The 16978-nt window shown below is 71.5% G+C and carries 8 protein-coding genes and 1 tRNA gene; 1 reads left to right on the top strand and 8 read right to left on the bottom strand.

The features are described from left to right. Positions 1 to 100 precede the first annotated feature (100 nt). The 6 genes from pgsA to CD790_RS05660 all read right to left on the bottom strand — a co-directional run bounded on the left by pgsA (position 101) and on the right by CD790_RS05660 (position 12894). On the bottom strand, positions 101 to 751 hold the full coding sequence (pgsA, locus tag CD790_RS05685; protein ID WP_144381945.1) for a CDP-diacylglycerol--glycerol-3-phosphate 3-phosphatidyltransferase: 651 nt from the start codon (positions 749 to 751) through the stop codon (positions 101 to 103). Beyond that, complete coding sequence (gene rimO, locus CD790_RS05680; protein WP_144381944.1) at positions 748 to 2280, bottom strand: 30S ribosomal protein S12 methylthiotransferase RimO; 1533 nt, start codon at positions 2278 to 2280, stop codon at positions 748 to 750. Before rimO ends, pgsA begins: the two co-directional genes overlap by 4 nt. Before the next feature lie 105 nt (positions 2281 to 2385). After that, the gene (locus CD790_RS05675; protein WP_144381943.1) at positions 2386 to 3195 is read right to left on the bottom strand and encodes a helix-turn-helix domain-containing protein; all 810 of its coding nucleotides are present in this window, start codon (positions 3193 to 3195) and stop codon (positions 2386 to 2388) included. A 198-nt stretch (positions 3196 to 3393) separates the two neighbouring features. After that, entirely contained in the window at positions 3394 to 6213 is a 2820-nt protein-coding gene (locus CD790_RS05670; protein ID WP_144381942.1) for a DNA translocase FtsK, read from the bottom strand. A gap of 197 nt (positions 6214 to 6410) precedes the next feature. Beyond that, entirely contained in the window at positions 6411 to 7091 is a 681-nt protein-coding gene (locus tag CD790_RS05665; protein WP_144381941.1) for a two-component system response regulator, read from the bottom strand. 274 nt (positions 7092 to 7365) lie between these two features. Further along, positions 7366 to 12894 (bottom strand): HAMP domain-containing protein, encoded by a 5529-nt coding sequence (locus CD790_RS05660; RefSeq protein WP_144381940.1) that lies wholly within the window; start codon positions 12892 to 12894, stop codon positions 7366 to 7368. 262 nt (positions 12895 to 13156) lie between these two features. Here CD790_RS05660 and CD790_RS05655 point away from each other — a divergent pair, with 262 nt between their 5' ends. Then, positions 13157 to 15805 (top strand): SpoIIE family protein phosphatase, encoded by a 2649-nt coding sequence (locus tag CD790_RS05655; protein ID WP_186318949.1) that lies wholly within the window; start codon positions 13157 to 13159, stop codon positions 15803 to 15805. A 139-nt stretch (positions 15806 to 15944) separates the two neighbouring features. On the opposite strand, the gene CD790_RS05650 is transcribed toward CD790_RS05655, so the two are convergent. Together CD790_RS05650 and CD790_RS05645 are read right to left on the bottom strand one after the other, a co-directional pair. After that, positions 15945 to 16017, bottom strand: a tRNA-Thr gene (locus CD790_RS05650). A 105-nt stretch (positions 16018 to 16122) separates the two neighbouring features. Further along, positions 16123 to 16821 carry a DegT/DnrJ/EryC1/StrS family aminotransferase gene (locus tag CD790_RS05645; RefSeq protein WP_144381938.1) on the bottom strand — a complete coding sequence of 233 codons (699 nt, stop codon included), beginning with the start codon at positions 16819 to 16821 and terminating at the stop codon, positions 16123 to 16125. Positions 16822 to 16978: the final 157 nt, after the last annotated feature.

Below are 16978 nucleotides of genomic sequence, written 5' to 3'. Positions count from 1 at the left end.
CGGGCACCGGGCGGGAAGCCGTCCGGTGCGATCTCCGCGGCGACGTCCGCGGGGCCGCCGGCCGGGACGTCCGACCCCGTGCCGCTGCCGGCGGCGGCCGTCACCGTACGGACTCCCGGGCCGCCCGTTCACGCTCGGCGGCCAACCCGGCGCGGCGCAGCACGATCGCCTGCCGCACGTAGTCCAGGCCGGTCAGCACGGTGAGCGCGACGGCGACGGCCATCACCCAGGCCCGCAGCGTGGCCAGCGGTCCGGTGAGCGCGAGGATGTACATGCCGACCGCGGTGCCCTGGGCGAGCGTCTTCATCTTGCCGCCCCGGCTGGCCGGGATCACCCCGTGTTTGATCACCCAGAAGCGCATCAGGGTGATGCCGATCTCCCGGAAGAGGATCACGCCGGTGACCCACCACGGCAGGTCCGAGAGGGCCGACAGACAGATCAGCGCCGCTCCCATGATCGCCTTGTCCGCGATCGGATCCGCGATCTTGCCGAAGTCGGTGACGAGGTTGTAGCGACGTGCCAGATGCCCGTCGAAGAGGTCGGTGATCATGGCGATGGCGAACGCCGCCCAGGCGAACGAGCGCCAGGCCGGGTCGTAGCCGCCGTTGTGCAGCATCAACAGGACGAAGCCGGGCACAAGGAGCAGCCGCACCATGGTGAGGATGTTGGCGATGTTCCACAGGCGGGCCGGCGCCACGGACCGGGCCGCCGGACGGGCGCCGCCCGCGGCGGAGGCCGGCAGGTGGGTCATCTGGCCGCCTCCTCGCCACAGCTGCCGGCATCACCGAGGGACAGCGAGGCCGGCAGCGGTTCCGCGACGAGGTCCACGCCCTCCGTCCCGACCACCTTCGCCAGGATCATGCGGCCGGGGGCCAGCTCCGCGCCGTCGGTGCCGACGCCCAGGCCGTCCAGCCCGGTCAGGATCGTCTGGCCGTCGGTCTCCGGCGCCTGGTGCGCGCCACGGCCGACCGGCCCGTCCTCCTCGTCCACCCGGTCGATGAGCACCTCCACCGTCTCGCCCAGCCGCTCCTCGGCGCGCTGCGCGGTGAGCTCCTCGGCCAGGCGCGAGATGTGCTCCAGGCGCTCGGCCACCACCTCGGGGTCGAGCTTGTTCTCGTACGAGGCGGCCTCGGTGCCCTCCTCGTCCGAGTAGCCGAAGACGCCGATGGCGTCGAGCCGGGCCTCGGTGATGAAGCGCTCCAGCTCGGCCAGGTCCTCCTCGGTCTCACCGGGGAAGCCGACGATGAAGTTGGACCGGGCGCCGGCCTGCGGGGCCTTGCCCCGGATCTGGTCCAGCAGCTCAAGGAAGCGGTCGGTGTCGCCGAAGCGGCGCATCGCGCGCAGCACGCCCGGGGCGGAGTGCTGGAAGGACAGGTCGAAGTAGGGGGCGACCTTCTCGGTGGAGGTCAGCACGTCGATCAGGCCGGGCCGCATCTCGGCGGGCTGGAGGTAGCTGACCCGGATCCGCTCCAGGCCGTCCACCGCCGCCAGCTCCGGCAGCAGCGTCTCCAGCAGCCGGATGTCGCCGAGGTCCTTGCCGTAGGAGGTGTTGTTCTCGGAGACCAGCATGATCTCCTTGACGCCCTGCTCGGCGAGCCAGCGGGTCTCCCCCAGCACGTCGGAGGGGCGCCGGGAGATGAAGGAGCCGCGGAAGGACGGGATGGCGCAGAAGGTGCAGCGCCGGTCGCAGCCGGAGGCCAGCTTGACCGAGGCGACGGGGCTGGTGCCCAGCCGGCGGCGGAGCGGGGCGCGTGGCCCGGAGGCCGGGGCGAGGCCCTCCGGCAGGTCTTCGGGCGCGCTCTCGGCGGCCTGGGCGTGGCCGGGCAGTGCCACCTCGGCCGCGGCCTGTCGCTCGGCCGGGCTGATCGGCAGCAGCTTGCGCCGGTCGCGCGGGGTGTGCGAGGCGTGGATGCCGCCGGAGAGGATGGTCTGCAGCCGGTCGGAGATGTCGGCGTAGTCGTCGAAGCCGAGGACTCCGTCGGCCTCCGGCAGCGCCTCGGCGAGGTCCTTGCCGTACCGCTCGGCCATGCAGCCCACGGCCACCACGGCCTGGGTCCTGCCATGATCCTTGAGGTCGTTGGCCTCCAGTAGGGCGTCGACCGAGTCCTTCTTTGCGGCCTCGACGAATCCACAGGTGTTGACGACGGCGACGTCCGCGTCGGAGGCGTCCTCGACGAGCTCCCAGCCGTCCGCTGCCAAGCGGCCTGCGAGCTCCTCCGAGTCCACCTCGTTACGGGCGCATCCAAGCGTGACAAGAGCGACGGTACGGCGTTCGGGCATAGGCTCAGCCTACTTTGTCCCGGCCGCGCCTCCCGCTGCCAGGGCTACCGCTCGCACGTTCTCCCGGTCGCCCGGGCTTCGTCCCCCGTCGCTCCACCCCGTCTCTCAGCCGACCTCGGGGTCTCCTCGGGTGTAGCTCAGCCGCTGGACCTGGCCTTCTTCTCCCACCTCCGTGACCTCCTTGCCGTTCACGAACAGCTGCACGACGCCCGCGTTGCCCAGGACGAGGTCGATCCGCTCGCTGTCGGTGAACGTCTCGGAGTCGCCCTCCCGCAGCACTCCCTCGTGGATCAGTCGCCCGTTGTGATCCTGGGCGGAGATCCAGCTCTGCCCGCCGGCGGCGGTGAGCCGCACGGTGACCTTGTCCGCCGGAGCGGCCGCGATGGCGCTGTCGGACGGCTCCGGCTTGGGGTCGGCGGGCCGGCTGGGCCTGGGCTCGGCCTTGGTGGGCCTGGCCTCGGCGGACTCCTCGGCGACGGTCTGGTCCTGGGCCCCGCCCCCGCTGAAGAGGGTGAAGCCGACGAAGCCGACCACCGCGACGATCGCCGCGACCATGGCGGCGGTCCAGTTCGGCCGGCGCGGCTCGGGCCGGATCCGCTCGGCCTCGAACAGGGGCGCCGCCGGAGTGGGCGCGGGGCGCCCCCCGTGCTCGGCGTCGTACTGCGCGATCAACGCGGCGGGATCGAGGTGGACCGCGCGGGCGAGCGCCCTGATATGCCCGCGGGCGTAGACGTCGCCGCCGCAGCGCGAGAAGTCGTCCTGCTCGATCCCGTGCACGATCGGGACGCGCACCCGGGTGGCCGAACTGACCTCGTCGACGGTCAGCCCCGCGTCGATGCGGGCCTGCTGGAGGGCGCGACCGACCGAAGGACGGTCATCTTCGGGGGAGTTGCCAGAAGAGTTGCCGATGGACACGGGGGCGCCTTTCGAGCGTGTAGCCACCTGCTGGAGGTTCAGTCTAGGGGGGGTGCGAAAGGGTCGGGCAAGCGGGAGGGCGGACTTTGTACGCCAACAGAATGGACATACGACCGCACGGGCCGAACATGCCGCATCCGCCCCACCACTTCCCTCAACTTGACGTGTCAGCAGGGGAAACGGTTGCCCGCCATCCCCTTACGGGTGAGCCTCCCCGCGGATCACGGCGAGCACTCCATCCAGTTCATCCGCTTTGACCAGAACATCCCGAGCCTTCGAACCCTCGCTCGGTCCGACGATCCCCCGCGACTCCATCAGGTCCATCAGCCGCCCCGCCTTCGCGAAGCCCACCCGCAGCTTGCGCTGAAGCATCGAGGTGGAGCCGAACTGCGTGGAGACCACCAGCTCGGCGGCCTGGCAGAGCAGGTCGAGGTCGTCGCCGATGTCCTCGTCGATCTCCTTCTTCTGCGCCGACCCCACCGTCACGTCGTCGCGGAAGACCGGCGTCATCTGCCCCTTGCAGTGCGCGACGACCGCGGCGACCTCCTCCTCGGTGATGAAGGCGCCCTGCATACGGACCGGCTTGTTCGCCCCCATCGGCAGGAACAGGCTGTCGCCCTTGCCGATCAGCTTCTCGGCGCCCGGCTGGTCCAGGATGACCCGGCTGTCGGCGAGCGAGGAGGTGGCGAAGGCGAGCCGGGACGGCACGTTCGCCTTGATCAGACCGGTCACCACGTCCACCGAGGGGCGCTGGGTGGCCAGCACCAGGTGGATGCCCGCGGCCCGCGCGAGCTGGGTGATGCGGACGATCGAGTCCTCCACGTCGCGCGGCGCCACCATCATCAGGTCCGCCAGCTCGTCCACGATGACCAGCAGATACGGGTACGGGCGCAGCTCTCGCTCGCTGCCCTCGGGGAGCGAGACCTTCCCCGACCGGACCGCGGCGTTGAAGTCGTCGATGTGCCGGTAGCCGAAGGCCGCCAGGTCGTCGTAGCGCAGGTCCATCTCCCGCACCACCCACTGCAGCGCCTCGGCGGCCCGCTTGGGGTTGGTGATGATCGGCGTGATCAGGTGCGGGATGCCCTCGTAGGCGGTCAGCTCCACCCGCTTGGGGTCGACCAGCACCATCCGCACCTCGTCCGGGGTGGCGCGCATCATGACCGAGGTGATCAGGCAGTTGATGCAGGAGGACTTTCCGGAGCCGGTGGCGCCGGCCACCAGCACGTGCGGCATCTTGGCGAGGTTGGCGGTGACATAGCCGCCCTCGACGTCCTTGCCGAGCGCGACCAGCATCGGATGCTCGTCGCCGACCGAGTCCGCCGAGCGCAGCACGTCGCCCAGGTTGACCATCTCGCGGTCGCTGTTGGGGATTTCGATGCCGACCGCGGACTTGCCCGGGATCGGGCTGATGATCCGCACGTCCGGGCTGGCCACCGCGTACGCGATGTTCTTGGTCAGCGCGGTGATCCGCTCGACCTTCACGGCCGGGCCCAACTCCACCTCGTAGCGGGTGACCGTCGGGCCGCGGGTGAAGCCGGTGACCCGGGCGTCCACCTTGAACTCGGTGAAGACGGTGGACAGCGAGGCGACGACGGCGTCGTTGGCGGCGCTGCGGGCCTTGCCGGGGCCGCCCCGGGCCAGCAGGTCCAGGGAGGGCCGCGCGTAGCTGATGTCGCCGGAGAGCCGAAGCTGCTCGGCGCGCGGCGGCAGCGGCTCGGCGGGCTCGGGCGCGGCGCGGGTCAGGTCGGGCACGACCATGGTCGACTCGGCCCGCTCGACGCCGCCGCGGGCGGCCTCTCGGGCGCCCGGCACGGAGCCGGTGGCGTCCGCGCCGTCCCGGTCGCCGCCGACGCTGTTGCTGAGGCCGGCTACCAGCGGCGACGGCTGCACCCCGTGCAGCACGGCCCCGTCGAGGGCCGCCGCGGCTGCGGCGGCCACGTCGACGGCGTCCTTGGGGCGGTCCGAAGGCGGCTCCACGGGCCCGGGTCGGGGCGCCCCGCGTCGCTTGCGCAACGCCTCCTCCTCGGCCCGCTCCGGGCCGACCACCGCCGGCGCGCGCCGGGGGCCGCGCCGGCGCGCGGGAGCCGGCTCGCGCCAGTCCTCGGCGTAGTCCCCGGCGTACTCCGGGTGGCCGTCGGCGGCACCGCCGTCGTCGTACTCCTCGTACGCGTGGCCGTCCTCGTACTCCTCCCCGCGCAGCAGCCCCAGCCTGGTGCCCAGCAGCCGCAGCCGCTGTGGGATGGCGGCGACGGGGGTGGCGGTGACGACCAGCAGCCCGAAGAGGGTGAGCAGGATCAGCAGCGGCACGGCGAGCACCGCGCCGAGCGCGAAGTCCAGCGGGGTGGCGATGGCCCAGCCGATCAGGCCCCCGGCGTCCCGGACGGCCTCCGTCTGGTCGCGCTCGGGGGCGCCACAGGCCAGGTGCACCTGGCCGAGCACCCCGAGGACCAGCGCGGAGAGCCCGATGACGATCCGTCCGTTGGCCTCCGGACGCTCGGGGTGCAGGATCAGCCGGCCCGCGATCACGCCGAGCAGTATCGGCACCAGCAGGTCCAGCCGGCCGAAGGCGCCGGTCACCAGCATCTCGACCAGGTCGCCGACCGGGCCCTTCAGGTTGGACCAGGTGCCGGCCGCGACGATCAGGGCGAGCGCCAGCAGGAGCAGCGCCACGCCGTCCTTGCGGTGCGCGGGGTCGAGGCCCTTCGCCCCGCGTCCTATGCCGCGGAAGACGGCGGCCACGGAGCGCGCGAGACCCATCCAGACGGCGCGCGCGGCGCGGTAGACGCCGCCGGTGGGTGAGGGTGCGGGCTTGGGGGCCGGCTTCTTGGCGGGGGCCTTCTTGGCCGCCGCCTTCTTGGCCGGGGGCCGCTTCGCGGGCGCGGCCTTCTTGGCGGGCGGCTTCTTGGCCGCCGCCTTCTTCGCGGGTGCCTTCTTGGCGGCGCCTCCGGATTGTCCGGCGCGCTGCTTCGAGGTGCCCGCCGTGCTCTGGGAACCCTTGCCGGACGTACGTGAGGCCATGGGGGCGAGGTTACCCGCGTCCGCCGTACGGGGCACGCATGGCTGCCGTTTCAGGTGGGACGACTGCCACGGTCGCGGCGACGCAGGCGTCGTGACGGCGCATCACGACGGGCGTGCCACGCGGCGGGCCGCACAGCGCCCCCACACGGCTGAAGGCCCCGAGGAGGGGCCCTGGAGGAGGGGTGAGCGAGGGTGCGTCAGTTCTGCGAGGGCACCTGGCTGGCGGCCCCGCTGCCGGCGCCCGGCTCCAGGGCGTCCAGCGCGCGGCGCAGCCCGGTGAGCTTGCGCTCCAGATGCGCCGCGGTGGCCACGGCGGCCGCGTCCGCGGACTCGTTCAGCTGTTTGGAGAGCGCCTCGGCCTGCTCCTCCACCGCGGCGAGCCGCGCGGACAGCTCGGCCAGCAGCCCGGCCGGCTCCGCGGCCTCGCCCGCGACCGGCTGGCCGCTCTCCAGCTGGAGCCGCAACAGCGCCGCCTGCTCACGCAGCTGGCAGTTCTTCATGTACAGCTCGACGAAGACCGAGACCTTCGCGCGGAGCACCCAGGGATCGAAGGGTTTGGAGATGTAGTCCACCGCGCCCGCCGCATAGCCGCGGAAGGTGTGGTGCGGGCCGTGGTTGATCGCGGTGAGGAAGATGATCGGGATGTCACGGGTCCGCTCCCGACGCTTGATGTGCGCGGCCGTCTCGAACCCGTCCATGCCCGGCATCTGGACGTCCAGCAGAATCACCGCGAAGTCATCCGTCAGCAGCGCCTTGAGTGCTTCCTCCCCTGACGATGCCCGGACCAGGGTCTGATCGAGCGCGGAGAGAATGGCCTCCAGCGCCAGCAGATTCTCCGGCCGGTCATCGACCAGGAGGATCTTGGCCTTCTGCACCATGGCCCGTCCTCCTCGCCCCGGCGTGGGACCTCCCCTGCTCAGCGAGCTAGGGGAGACACCGGGTGCCGCCCCAGGGGACGACTCCCTTGCGCCGCCCGTCCTTGTGCCGGTCATGGTAGCCGCACCCCGCTCGTCGCCACACCCTGTCACCGCGATGTCACTGTGCACGTAGCAGAAACGCGGTGGGGGACCAGAAGGTTCCCCGAATACCGCGTCCCCACACGTGTTCGGCCACGGTCAGTCAACACCCCCGGGCGCCGGCCGGCCCCCGGCCTCACTCCCTGCGCATCCACTGCTCCATCACCGTGAGGAGGTGATCGGTGTCGACGGGCTTGGTCACGTAGTCCGAGGCGCCCGCCTCGATGCTCTTCTCCCGGTCCCCCTTCATCGCCTTCGCGGTGAGCGCGATGATCGGCAGCCCGGCGAACTGCGGCATGCGGCGGATGGCCGCCGTCGTCGCGTACCCGTCCATCTCCGGCATCATGATGTCCATCAGCACCAGCACCACATCGTCGTGCTGCTCCAGGACCTCGATGCCCTCGCGGCCGTTCTCGGCGTAGAGCACCTGGAGCCCGTGCTGCTCCAGCACGCTGGTGAGGGCGAAGACATTGCGGATGTCGTCGTCGACGATCAGCACCTTCTCGCCGTGGAAGCCTCCGGCCGCCTCCGGCGCGACCAGGTCCTGCCCGCCCAGCAGCCAGGGCTCGGCCTGGGCGCGGCCGCCGGCCCTGCCGTTCTGGGCGGCCCCGCTCTCGGCCTCCTGGGCCGCCCGCTGGCGGCGCCGGAAGAGCCCGGCGCCGCCACGGGCCCGGTGCGGGGCCACCGACGACGGCTCGTGGAGCGGTGGCAGGGCGTGCAGTCCGAAGCCTGAGCCGTCGGCCGCGGGGGCGTCCAGCGGCGGCTCGCCCTCGAGGCCCTGCTCCAACGCCGACGGGCCGGCGTGGTCGCCGCCGGGGCCGAGCTGCGGATAGCCCTGCGGCGGCAGCTCGCTGGGGTGCAGCGGCAGATAGAGGGTGAAGGTGGAGCCGCGGCCCGGCTCGCTGGCGGCGTGGATCTCGCCGCCGAGCAGCCGGGCGATCTCCCGGCTGATCGACAGGCCCAGCCCGGTGCCGCCGTACTTGCGGCTGGTGGTGCCGTCGGCCTGCTTGAACGCCTCGAAGATGACGCGCATCTTGCTCGCCGCGATGCCGATGCCGGTGTCGGTGACCGAGAAGGCGATCATCTCGGCGTCGGGGTCACGCAGCGCGCCGTGCTCCAGCAGCTGCTCGCGGATGGCGTCCGGCACATCCGCGCCGGCCGGCCGGATCACCAGCTCCACCGCGCCGGTGTCGGTGAACTTCACCGCGTTGGAGAGCAGGTTGCGCAGCACCTGGAGCAGCCGCTGCTCGTCGGTGTGCAGCGTCGCCGGCAGCTCCGGGGAGACCCGCACCGAGAAGTCGAGCCCCTTCTCCGCGGTCAGCGGCCGGAAGGTGGCCTCCACATAGTCGACCAGCTGGACCAGCGCGATCCGGGTCGGGCTGACGTCCATCTTGCCCGCCTCGACCTTCGACAGGTCCAGGATGTCGTTGATCAGCTGGAGCAGGTCGGCGCCGGCGCCGTGGATCGTCTCGGCGAACTCCACCTGCTTCGGGGAGAGGTTGCCGTCGGCGTTGTCGGCGAGCAGCTTGGCCAGGATGAGCAGCGAGTTGAGCGGGGTGCGCAGCTCGTGCGACATGTTGGCCAGGAACTCGGACTTGTAGCGCATCGAGACCGCGAGCTGCTCGGCGCGCTCCTCCAGGACCTGCCGCGCCTCCTCGATCTCGGTGTTCTTCACCTCGATGTCCCGGTTCTGTCGCGCCAACCGGTCGGACTTCTCCTCCAGTTCGGCGTTGGACGCCTGCAGCGCCGCCTGCCGGTTCTCCAGCTCCGCCGACCGCTCCCGCAGTTGCTCGGTGAGCTCCTGCGACTGCTTCAGCAGCACCTCCGTGCGGGTGTTGACGCTGATCGTGTTGACGCTGGTGCCGATCATCTCGGCGAGCTGGGCGAGGAAGTCCTTCTGGATCTGGGCGAAGGGCTGGAAGGAGGCCAGCTCGATGACGCCGAGGACCTTGCCCTCGAAGAGCACCGGCAGCACGATCACATGGGCCGGGGCCGCCTCGCCGAGCCCCGAGGCGATCTTGAGATAGCCGGGCGGCACGTTCTCCACCAGGATGGTGCGCTTCTCCGCCGCCGCGGTGCCGATCAGCGCCTCGCGGGGCTTGAAGGTGGTGGGCATGCTGCCCTGCGAGTAGCCGTACGAGCCGATCAGCCGCAGCACGTACCCGTCGTCCTGGACGCCCGCCTCGCTGCTGTCGTCCTCCGGCTCGGCCAGGAAGAAGGCGCCGTGCTGGGCGGAGACCACCGGGGTCAGCTCGCTCATGATCAGCCCGGCCACGTTCTCCAGCTCGCGCAGGCCCTGCATCAGACCGGAGATGCGGGCGAGGTTGCCCTTCAGCCAGTCCTGCTCCTTGTTGGCCAGCGTGGTCTCGCGCAGGTTGGCGATCATCATGTTGATGTTGTCCTGCAGCTTGAGGATCTCGCCGGCCGCGTCCGCCTCGATCTTCAGGTTGAGGTCGCCGCGGGTGACCGCGGTGGCGACCTCGGCGATGGCGCGCACCTGTCGGGTGAGGTTCCCGGCCATCTCGTTCACCGACTCGGTCAGGTCCTGCCAGGTGCCGGCCACGTCACGGACCCGCGCCTGACCGCCCAGCTGGCCCTCGGTGCCCACCTCGCGGGCCACCCGGGTGACCTCCTCGGCGAACGAGGAGAGCTGGTCGACCATGGTGTTGATGGTGGTCTTGAGCTCCAGGATCTCGCCGCGCGCATCGATGTCGATCTTCTTGGTCAGGTCGCCGTTGGCGATCGCGGTGGTGACCATCGCGATGTTGCGGACCTGACCGGTCAGGTTGTTCGCCATCGAGTTCACGGACTCGGTGAGGTCCTTCCAGGTCCCCGAGACGCCCGGCACCCGTGCCTGACCGCCGAGGATGCCCTCCGTACCCACCTCGCGGGCGACGCGGGTGACCTCGTCGGCGAACGACGACAGCGTGGTCACCATCGTGTTGACGGTGTCGGCGAGTTGCGCGACCTCGCCGCGCGCCTCGACCGTCACCTTCTTCGTCAGGTCGCCGTTGGCGACCGCGCCCGCCACCTGGGAGATGTTGCGCACCTGGATGGTGAGGTTGTTCGCCATCAGGTTGACGTTGTCGCTGAGGTCCTTCCAGATGCCGGTGACGCCCTGCACCCGCGCCTGGCCGCCGAGCTGTCCCTCGGTACCCACCTCGCGCGCCACCCGGGTCACCTGCTCGGCGAAGTCCGACAGCTGGTCGACCATCGTGTTGACGGTGGTGACCAGTTCGAGGATCTCGCCCTTGGCGTCGACGGTGATCTTCTTCGACAGGTCGCCCATCGCGACCGCCGTGGTCACCTCGGCGATGTTGCGGACCTGGATGGTGAGGTTCTCCGCCATGAAGTTGACGGACTGCGTGAGGTCCTTCCAGGTGCCGGAGACGCCCTGCACCTCCGCCTGACCGCCCAACCGGCCGTCGGTGCCCACCTCGCGGGCCACCCGGGTCACCTCCTCCGCGAACGAGGAGAGCTGGTCGACCATCGTGTTGATGGTGTTCTTCAGCTCCAGGATCTCGCCCCGCGCGTCCACGTCGATCTTCTGCGACAGATCGCCGCGCGCCACCGCCGTCGCGACCTGCGCGATGTTGCGGACCTGGGTGGTCAGATTGCCCGCCATGCCGTTGACCGAGTCCGTCAGATCGCGCCACACGCCGGCCACCCCGGGCACCTGCGCCTGACCGCCCAGCCGGCCGTCGGTGCCCACCTCGCGGGCCACCCGGGTCACCTGCTGGGCGAAGTCGGAGAGCTGGTCGACCATCGTGTTGATGGTGTTCTTCAGCTCCAGGATCTCGCCCCGCGCGTCGACCTCGATCTTCTGCGACAGATCGCCGCGCGCCACCGCGGTGGTCACCTGGGCGATCTGGCGCACCTGGGAGGTCAGGTTGCCGGCCATGAAGTTGACGGAGTCCGTCAGGTCCTTCCAGGTGCCGGAGACCCCGTCCACCCGGGCCTGACCGCCCAGCCGGCCCTCCGTGCCCACGTCCCGGGCCATCCGCGTGACCTGGTCGGCGAAGGAGGACAGCTGGTCCACCATGGTGTTCACGGTGTTCTTCAGCTGGAGCATCTCACCGGAGACGTCGACGGTGACCTTCTGCGACAGATCGCCGTTGGCCACCGCCGTGGTCACCTGGGAGATGTTGCGCACCTGACCGGTCAGGTTGCGGAACGCCGTGTTGACGGAGTCCGTCAGGTCCTTCCAGGTGCCCGCCGCCCCCGGCACCTGGGCCTGGCCACCCAGCTCGCCCTCGACGCCGATCTCCCGGGCGACGCGCGTCACCTCGGCGCCGAAGGACTGCAGCTGGTCCACCATCGTGTTGACGGTGTTCTTCAGCTCCAGCATCTCCCCGACGACGTCCACCGTGACCTTCTGCGACAGATCGCCGTTGGCGACCGCCGTCGTCACCTTCGCGATGTCCCGCACCTGGGTGGTGACGTTGCGGAACGCCGTGTTGACGGAGTCCGTCAGGTCCTTCCAGGTGCCCGCCGCCCCCGGCACGTGCGCCTTGCCGCCCAGCAGCCCCTCGGCCGCCACCTCGCTGGCCACCCGGGTCACCTCGTCGGCGAAGGTGCGCAGCGTCTCGGTCATGGTGTTGATCGTGTCCGCCAGCCGCGCGATCTCGCCGCGGGCGCTCACCGTGACCTTCTGCGACAGATCACCGTTGGCCACCGCCGTGGTGACCTGCGCGATCCCACGCACCTGCATGGTGAGATTGCCGGCCATCGTGTTGACCGAGTCCGTCAGGTCCTTCCATACGCCGGCCACCCCGGGGACCTGGGCCTGACCGCCGAGCTGGCCCTCCGTGCCCACCTCGCGCGCCACCCGCGTCACCTCGGAGGCGAAGGAGGAGAGCTGGTCCACCATGGTGTTCACGGTGTCCTTGAGCTCCAGCATCTCGCCGGACACGTGCACCGTGACCTTGCGCGACAGATCGCCCTTGGCCACCGCCGTGGTGACCAGCGCGATGTCGCGGACCTGCGCGGTCAGCCGCGAGGCCATGGTGTTGACCGAGTCGGTGAGGTCCCGCCAGGAGCCCGACATGCCGCGCACCCGGGCCTGACCGCCCAGCCGGCCCTCGGTGCCGACCTCGCGGGCCACCCGGGTCAGCTCCTCGGTGAACACCGACAGCTGGTCCACCAGCCCGTTGACGGTGCGCCCCACCTTCAGGAACTCACCGCGCAGCGGGTGCGCCGTGCCGTCCGCGTCCATCGAACGCAGTTCCATCCGCTGTTCCAGGTTGCCCTCGGAGACCGCCGAGAGCACCCGTCCCACCTCGGACACCGGTCGTACGAGATCGTCGACCAGCGCGTTGGCCGCGTCGACCGCCGTCGCCCAGGCGCCCTCGCGGAACCCCGTCTCCAGACGCTCGGTGAGCTTGCCCTCCCGGCCCACGGCCCGCCGCACCCGCGACAGCTCCCCGGTGAGCTGGAGGTTACGCTCCGCGAGCTCGTTGTACATCTCGGCGATCTCGGCCAGCACCCCGTCCCCGGAGACCGCCAGCCTCCGGCGGAAGTTTCCGTCCCGCATCGCCGTCATCGCCGACAGCAGCCGGTTCAGGGCCGCCGTCTCGACCTCCGTCGTCCCACTGCGCTGTCTGCTTCGGGACTGTCCGCCCTTCGCGCGCGTGCCTGTGCCCCGCGCCGCCGCGCCAGACTCCACCGTGTCCCTCCCGCAGGGTTGACCGTCTTCGCCGGGTTCGCACTTCCGACTCTCTCCGAGCTTTCCCAGTGTTTCACCCTGGCCCAACCAGGCCATAACAGTTCGACGGGTTCGCATGCCGGACCGGGCACTCTCACGGTGGAATGACTCCATACCGGCATTCGCACGGGCCGCGGAGGTCAGTAACCTGGCAGTCGGCCAGGCATCGGAGGGGCACTGCGGCATGGGTGAGCAGATCGCCGAGACACGCATGGGGAGAGCTGTGATCACCGCGCGGGCAGCCGCGAGCTTCGAACCGGTGGGACGCTCGGTCGCCTCCGCCCGCACCTTCGTGCGCGACACCCTCCAGGGCTGGGGGCTCGCCGACGTCGTCGACGACGCCGTGGTCCTCACCAGCGAGCTGGTCACCAACGCCGTGGTGCACGCCGGCACCGCCGCCGAGGTGGTGTGCGTACGCGCCGAGGACGGCGTGCGGGTCGAGGTCGGCGACCGATACCCCGAGCGCGAGCTGCCGCTGGAGGGCAACGGCCGGCAGTACGCCAACCCCGACCGCGAGGGCGGCCGCGGCCTGCTGCTGTGCGCGGCGCTCGCCTCCCGCTGGGGCGTGGAGTACACCGCCGCCCGCAAGCGGGTCTGGTTCCAGCTCGACCTCCCCGACCGGCCGGCCGGCACCCGCTCCGCCGGCCCCGCCCTGCCCGCGCACGCGCTGCCGGTCGCCGACGCCCGGGTGCGCGTCGCCGTCCTCCAGATCGACCGTGCCGGGGCGCTCAGCGCCTGGAACGACGACGCCCGGGAGCTGTTCGGCTACGCGGCGGAGCAGGTCGTCGGCAAGCCGCTGACCGACTTCGCCGCCTGGCCGCACACCCCGGGGACCAGCACCGGCATCGCCGAGGCGCTGCGGCTGTCCCGCTGGGAGGGCTCCTACGGGGTCCGCGGCGCGGACGGCCGCGTCATCCCCGTCTACGCCTCCCACCTCCGGGTCCGCGACGCCGACGGCGAACCCTCCACCGTCTGTCTGCTGGTCCGCGAACACGAGCGGGCGGTGCTGCAGAGCCCGACGCGCGGGGCGGCGCCCGACGCCGTCAGCGCCCCGGAGCGCGGAACCCCCACCGACGCCTTCGAGGTCTTCATCGGCTCCCCCGCCCCCGACGACCTCGACGGACTGCTCCAGCGCACCGTGGAGCGCGCCCGCGACATGCTGGACGGCGACGCCGCCTATCTGCTGCTGGCCACCGACGACGAGACGGAGCTGGAGGTGCGTGCCTCCACCGGTCTGCCCTCCGCCCGCCAGCGCTTCGCCCGGGTCCCGGTCGAGGCCGGCACCGGTCGCTACGGCTCGGCCCGGATGCCCGCCGTCCACGAGGACCTCGGAGTCGTCCCCGGCGCCGTGCCGCTGCTGGCCAACACCGGGATGCGCTCGGTGGTCACCGTCCCCCTGAAGGTGGAGGGCCGGCTCACCGGCTCGCTCGGCGTCGCCGCCGAGGCCCCCGGGCGGTACAGCAACGAGGAGGCGCTGCGACTCCAGTTCGCCGCCGACCGGATCGCGCTGGCCGTGGAGTCCGCCCGGCTCACCGAGTTGGAGCGGCTGCGCCGCGGCTCACTGTCCTTCCTGGTCGAGGCGTCCGACCTGCTCGCCGGTACGCTCGACCGCGACCAGACGCTGGCTCTGATGGCCCAGATGACCGTGCCCACCCTGGCCACCTGGTGCGCCGTCTACACCATCGCCGACCAGACGTCGGAGCCCGAGCTGAGCTACGTCCTGCACGAGGACGAGGACCGCATCGACGGGCTCAAGGCGCTGCTGTCCAAGGTGGATCCGCCGGAGCCGGTGCGCACCGGGGCCCGGGTGTGGACGGCGCCATCCGAGGCCGCGAACGCGGCGGCGCTGCGCACCTCGCTGCGCAGCCTCAACCTGGGCGAGTCCGCCCGCCCCTCCTCCGGGCCCGGCGCCTCGCTGGCCACCGCCTCCGCGGTCGGTGGGGAGACGGTCGTCCTGCCACTGGTGGCCCGCAACCGCGTCATCGGCATGCTGACCCTCGGCAAGCCCACCGACGAGCACTTCCGGCAGGAGATCCTGGAGCTCGCGGAGGACCTCTCCCGACGGGCCGCCCTGGCGCTCGACAACGCCCGGCTGTACTCGGAGCGCACCGCCATCAGCCAGTCCCTCCAGCGCAGCCTGCTGCCGCCGGAGCTGCCCACGGTCCCCGGCGTGGAGGTCGAGGTCATCTACCGCGCGGCCGGCGAGGGCAACGAGGTCGGCGGCGACTTCTACGACCTCTTCCCCATCCGCGACGGCGCGTACGGCTTCGCCATCGGCGACGTCTGCGGCACCGGGCCGGAGGCCGCGGCGGTCACCGGGCTGGCCCGGCACGCCCTGCGGCTGCTCGCCCGCGAGGGCTTCGGCGGCCCGGCGGTGCTGGAGCGGCTCAACGCCGCGATCCTCGACGAGGGCGCCCGAAGCCGCTTCCTCACCCTGCTCTACGGGGAGTTGTGGCCACAGCGGGACGGCAGCGCCATCCTGAAGGTCGTCTGCGCCGGGCACCCGCTGCCGCTGCGGCTCCGCCCGGACGGCGGCGTCGAGCCGGCCGCCGAGCCCCAGGCGCTGCTGGGCGTCATGGAGGACCTGGAGCTGTACGAACAGACCGTCACCCTGGAGCCGGGCGACGTCCTGCTGTGCGTCACGGACGGGGTCACCGAGCGGCGTGAGGGCTCCCGGATGCTCGGCGACGACGGTCTCACCGACGTGCTGACGACCTGTACGGGGCTGACGGCGGGCGCGGTGGCCGCGCGGGTGCTGCGCGCCGTGGAGCGGTTCGCCCCCGATCCGCCCTCCGACGACATGGCGATCCTGGCGATGCGCGTCCCCGAGCTCACCGAGCCGGCCGAACTCGCCGTATCCCAGGAGCCCTGACCCGTACCGGACTCACGTCCGCCTTCCGGGCGCCCGGTGGTGAACCGCCGGGCGCCCGAAGCCTTTCTTCCGGCCCTTCTTCTCCTGGAAACGGAGAAGGCCCCCGCCAACTGGCGGGGGCCTTCTCCGTTTTCCTCAGAGCCCCAATACGGAATCGAACCGTAGACCTTCTCCTTACCATGGAGACGCTCTGCCGACTGAGCTATTGGGGCGGGCCAACGAGGTAAATCATACCCGAAGTTTCGGAGGCTCCGGACCATCGACGGACCATCGACGGACCATCGACGGACCATCGACGGACCATCGACCGGACCGGATCAGGCGGCGACCTGGAGCAACCCGCCCAGTGCGTTGCAGGCCGACACCACACGCTGAAGTTCGCGTCGTGTCATCTGCGCGTCCACCGGCAGCGCCAGGCACTCGTCAGCGGCCCGCTCGGTCTCCGCCAGCCACATCTCCCGCCGGAAGCGCGAGGTGCGGTGCACGGGGGTCTGTACGGGGACGTGGCAGCCGACGCCCCGGGACCGCAGCGCCCGCGCGAAGGCGTCCCGGTCCGGCCGGCCGTTGCCCGGCACCCGGACGACGTACTGCTGGTAGGTGTGGCACACGTGGTGCGCGACGGGCTGGGTGATCACTCCGCGGAGCCGTTCGTCCAGATAGGCGGCGTGGGCCTGGCGGCGCCGCACATCGGCGGCCGACTCGTCCTCGGGACCGTATCCGATGACCCGCAGGCCGTGTCGGGCGCCTATCCGCTCGATGCCTGCCATGTCGGCCGGGTGGCCGAAGGTGTGGACCGGTATGACGGCCGCCGTTCGGGGGGTCACCGCGGCCGCCACCGCGGCCGGGTCCACGCACAGCGTGTCGGCGGCTATGTCCACGAAGACCGGCCGGGCGCCCACCAGGAGCACCGCCTCGGCCGCCTCAGACGTGCCGTACGACGGCACGATCACCTCGGCGCCGGGCCGAACGCCCGACTCCGCCAACTCGCGTCGCAGCTCATCCGCAGGAGTGCCCATGCCTCGAATGCTGCCCAGAGAACGTGAACACGGGGTGACCCGCAACACAACGCAAGAAAGCCCTGTTGGGAACCGAGGTTCCCAACAGGGCTTTCTTCAATGATTGTTCGGCGGCGTCCTACTCTCCCACAGGGTCCCCCCTGCAGTACCATCGGCG

This window comes from Streptomyces sp. SAJ15 (assembly GCF_007595705.1).
In the GTDB taxonomy this organism is placed as follows: domain Bacteria; phylum Actinomycetota; class Actinomycetes; order Streptomycetales; family Streptomycetaceae; genus Streptomyces.
The sequence above is the reverse complement of the archived record's forward strand: the minus strand, read 5'-3'. Positions and strand labels throughout refer to the sequence as shown.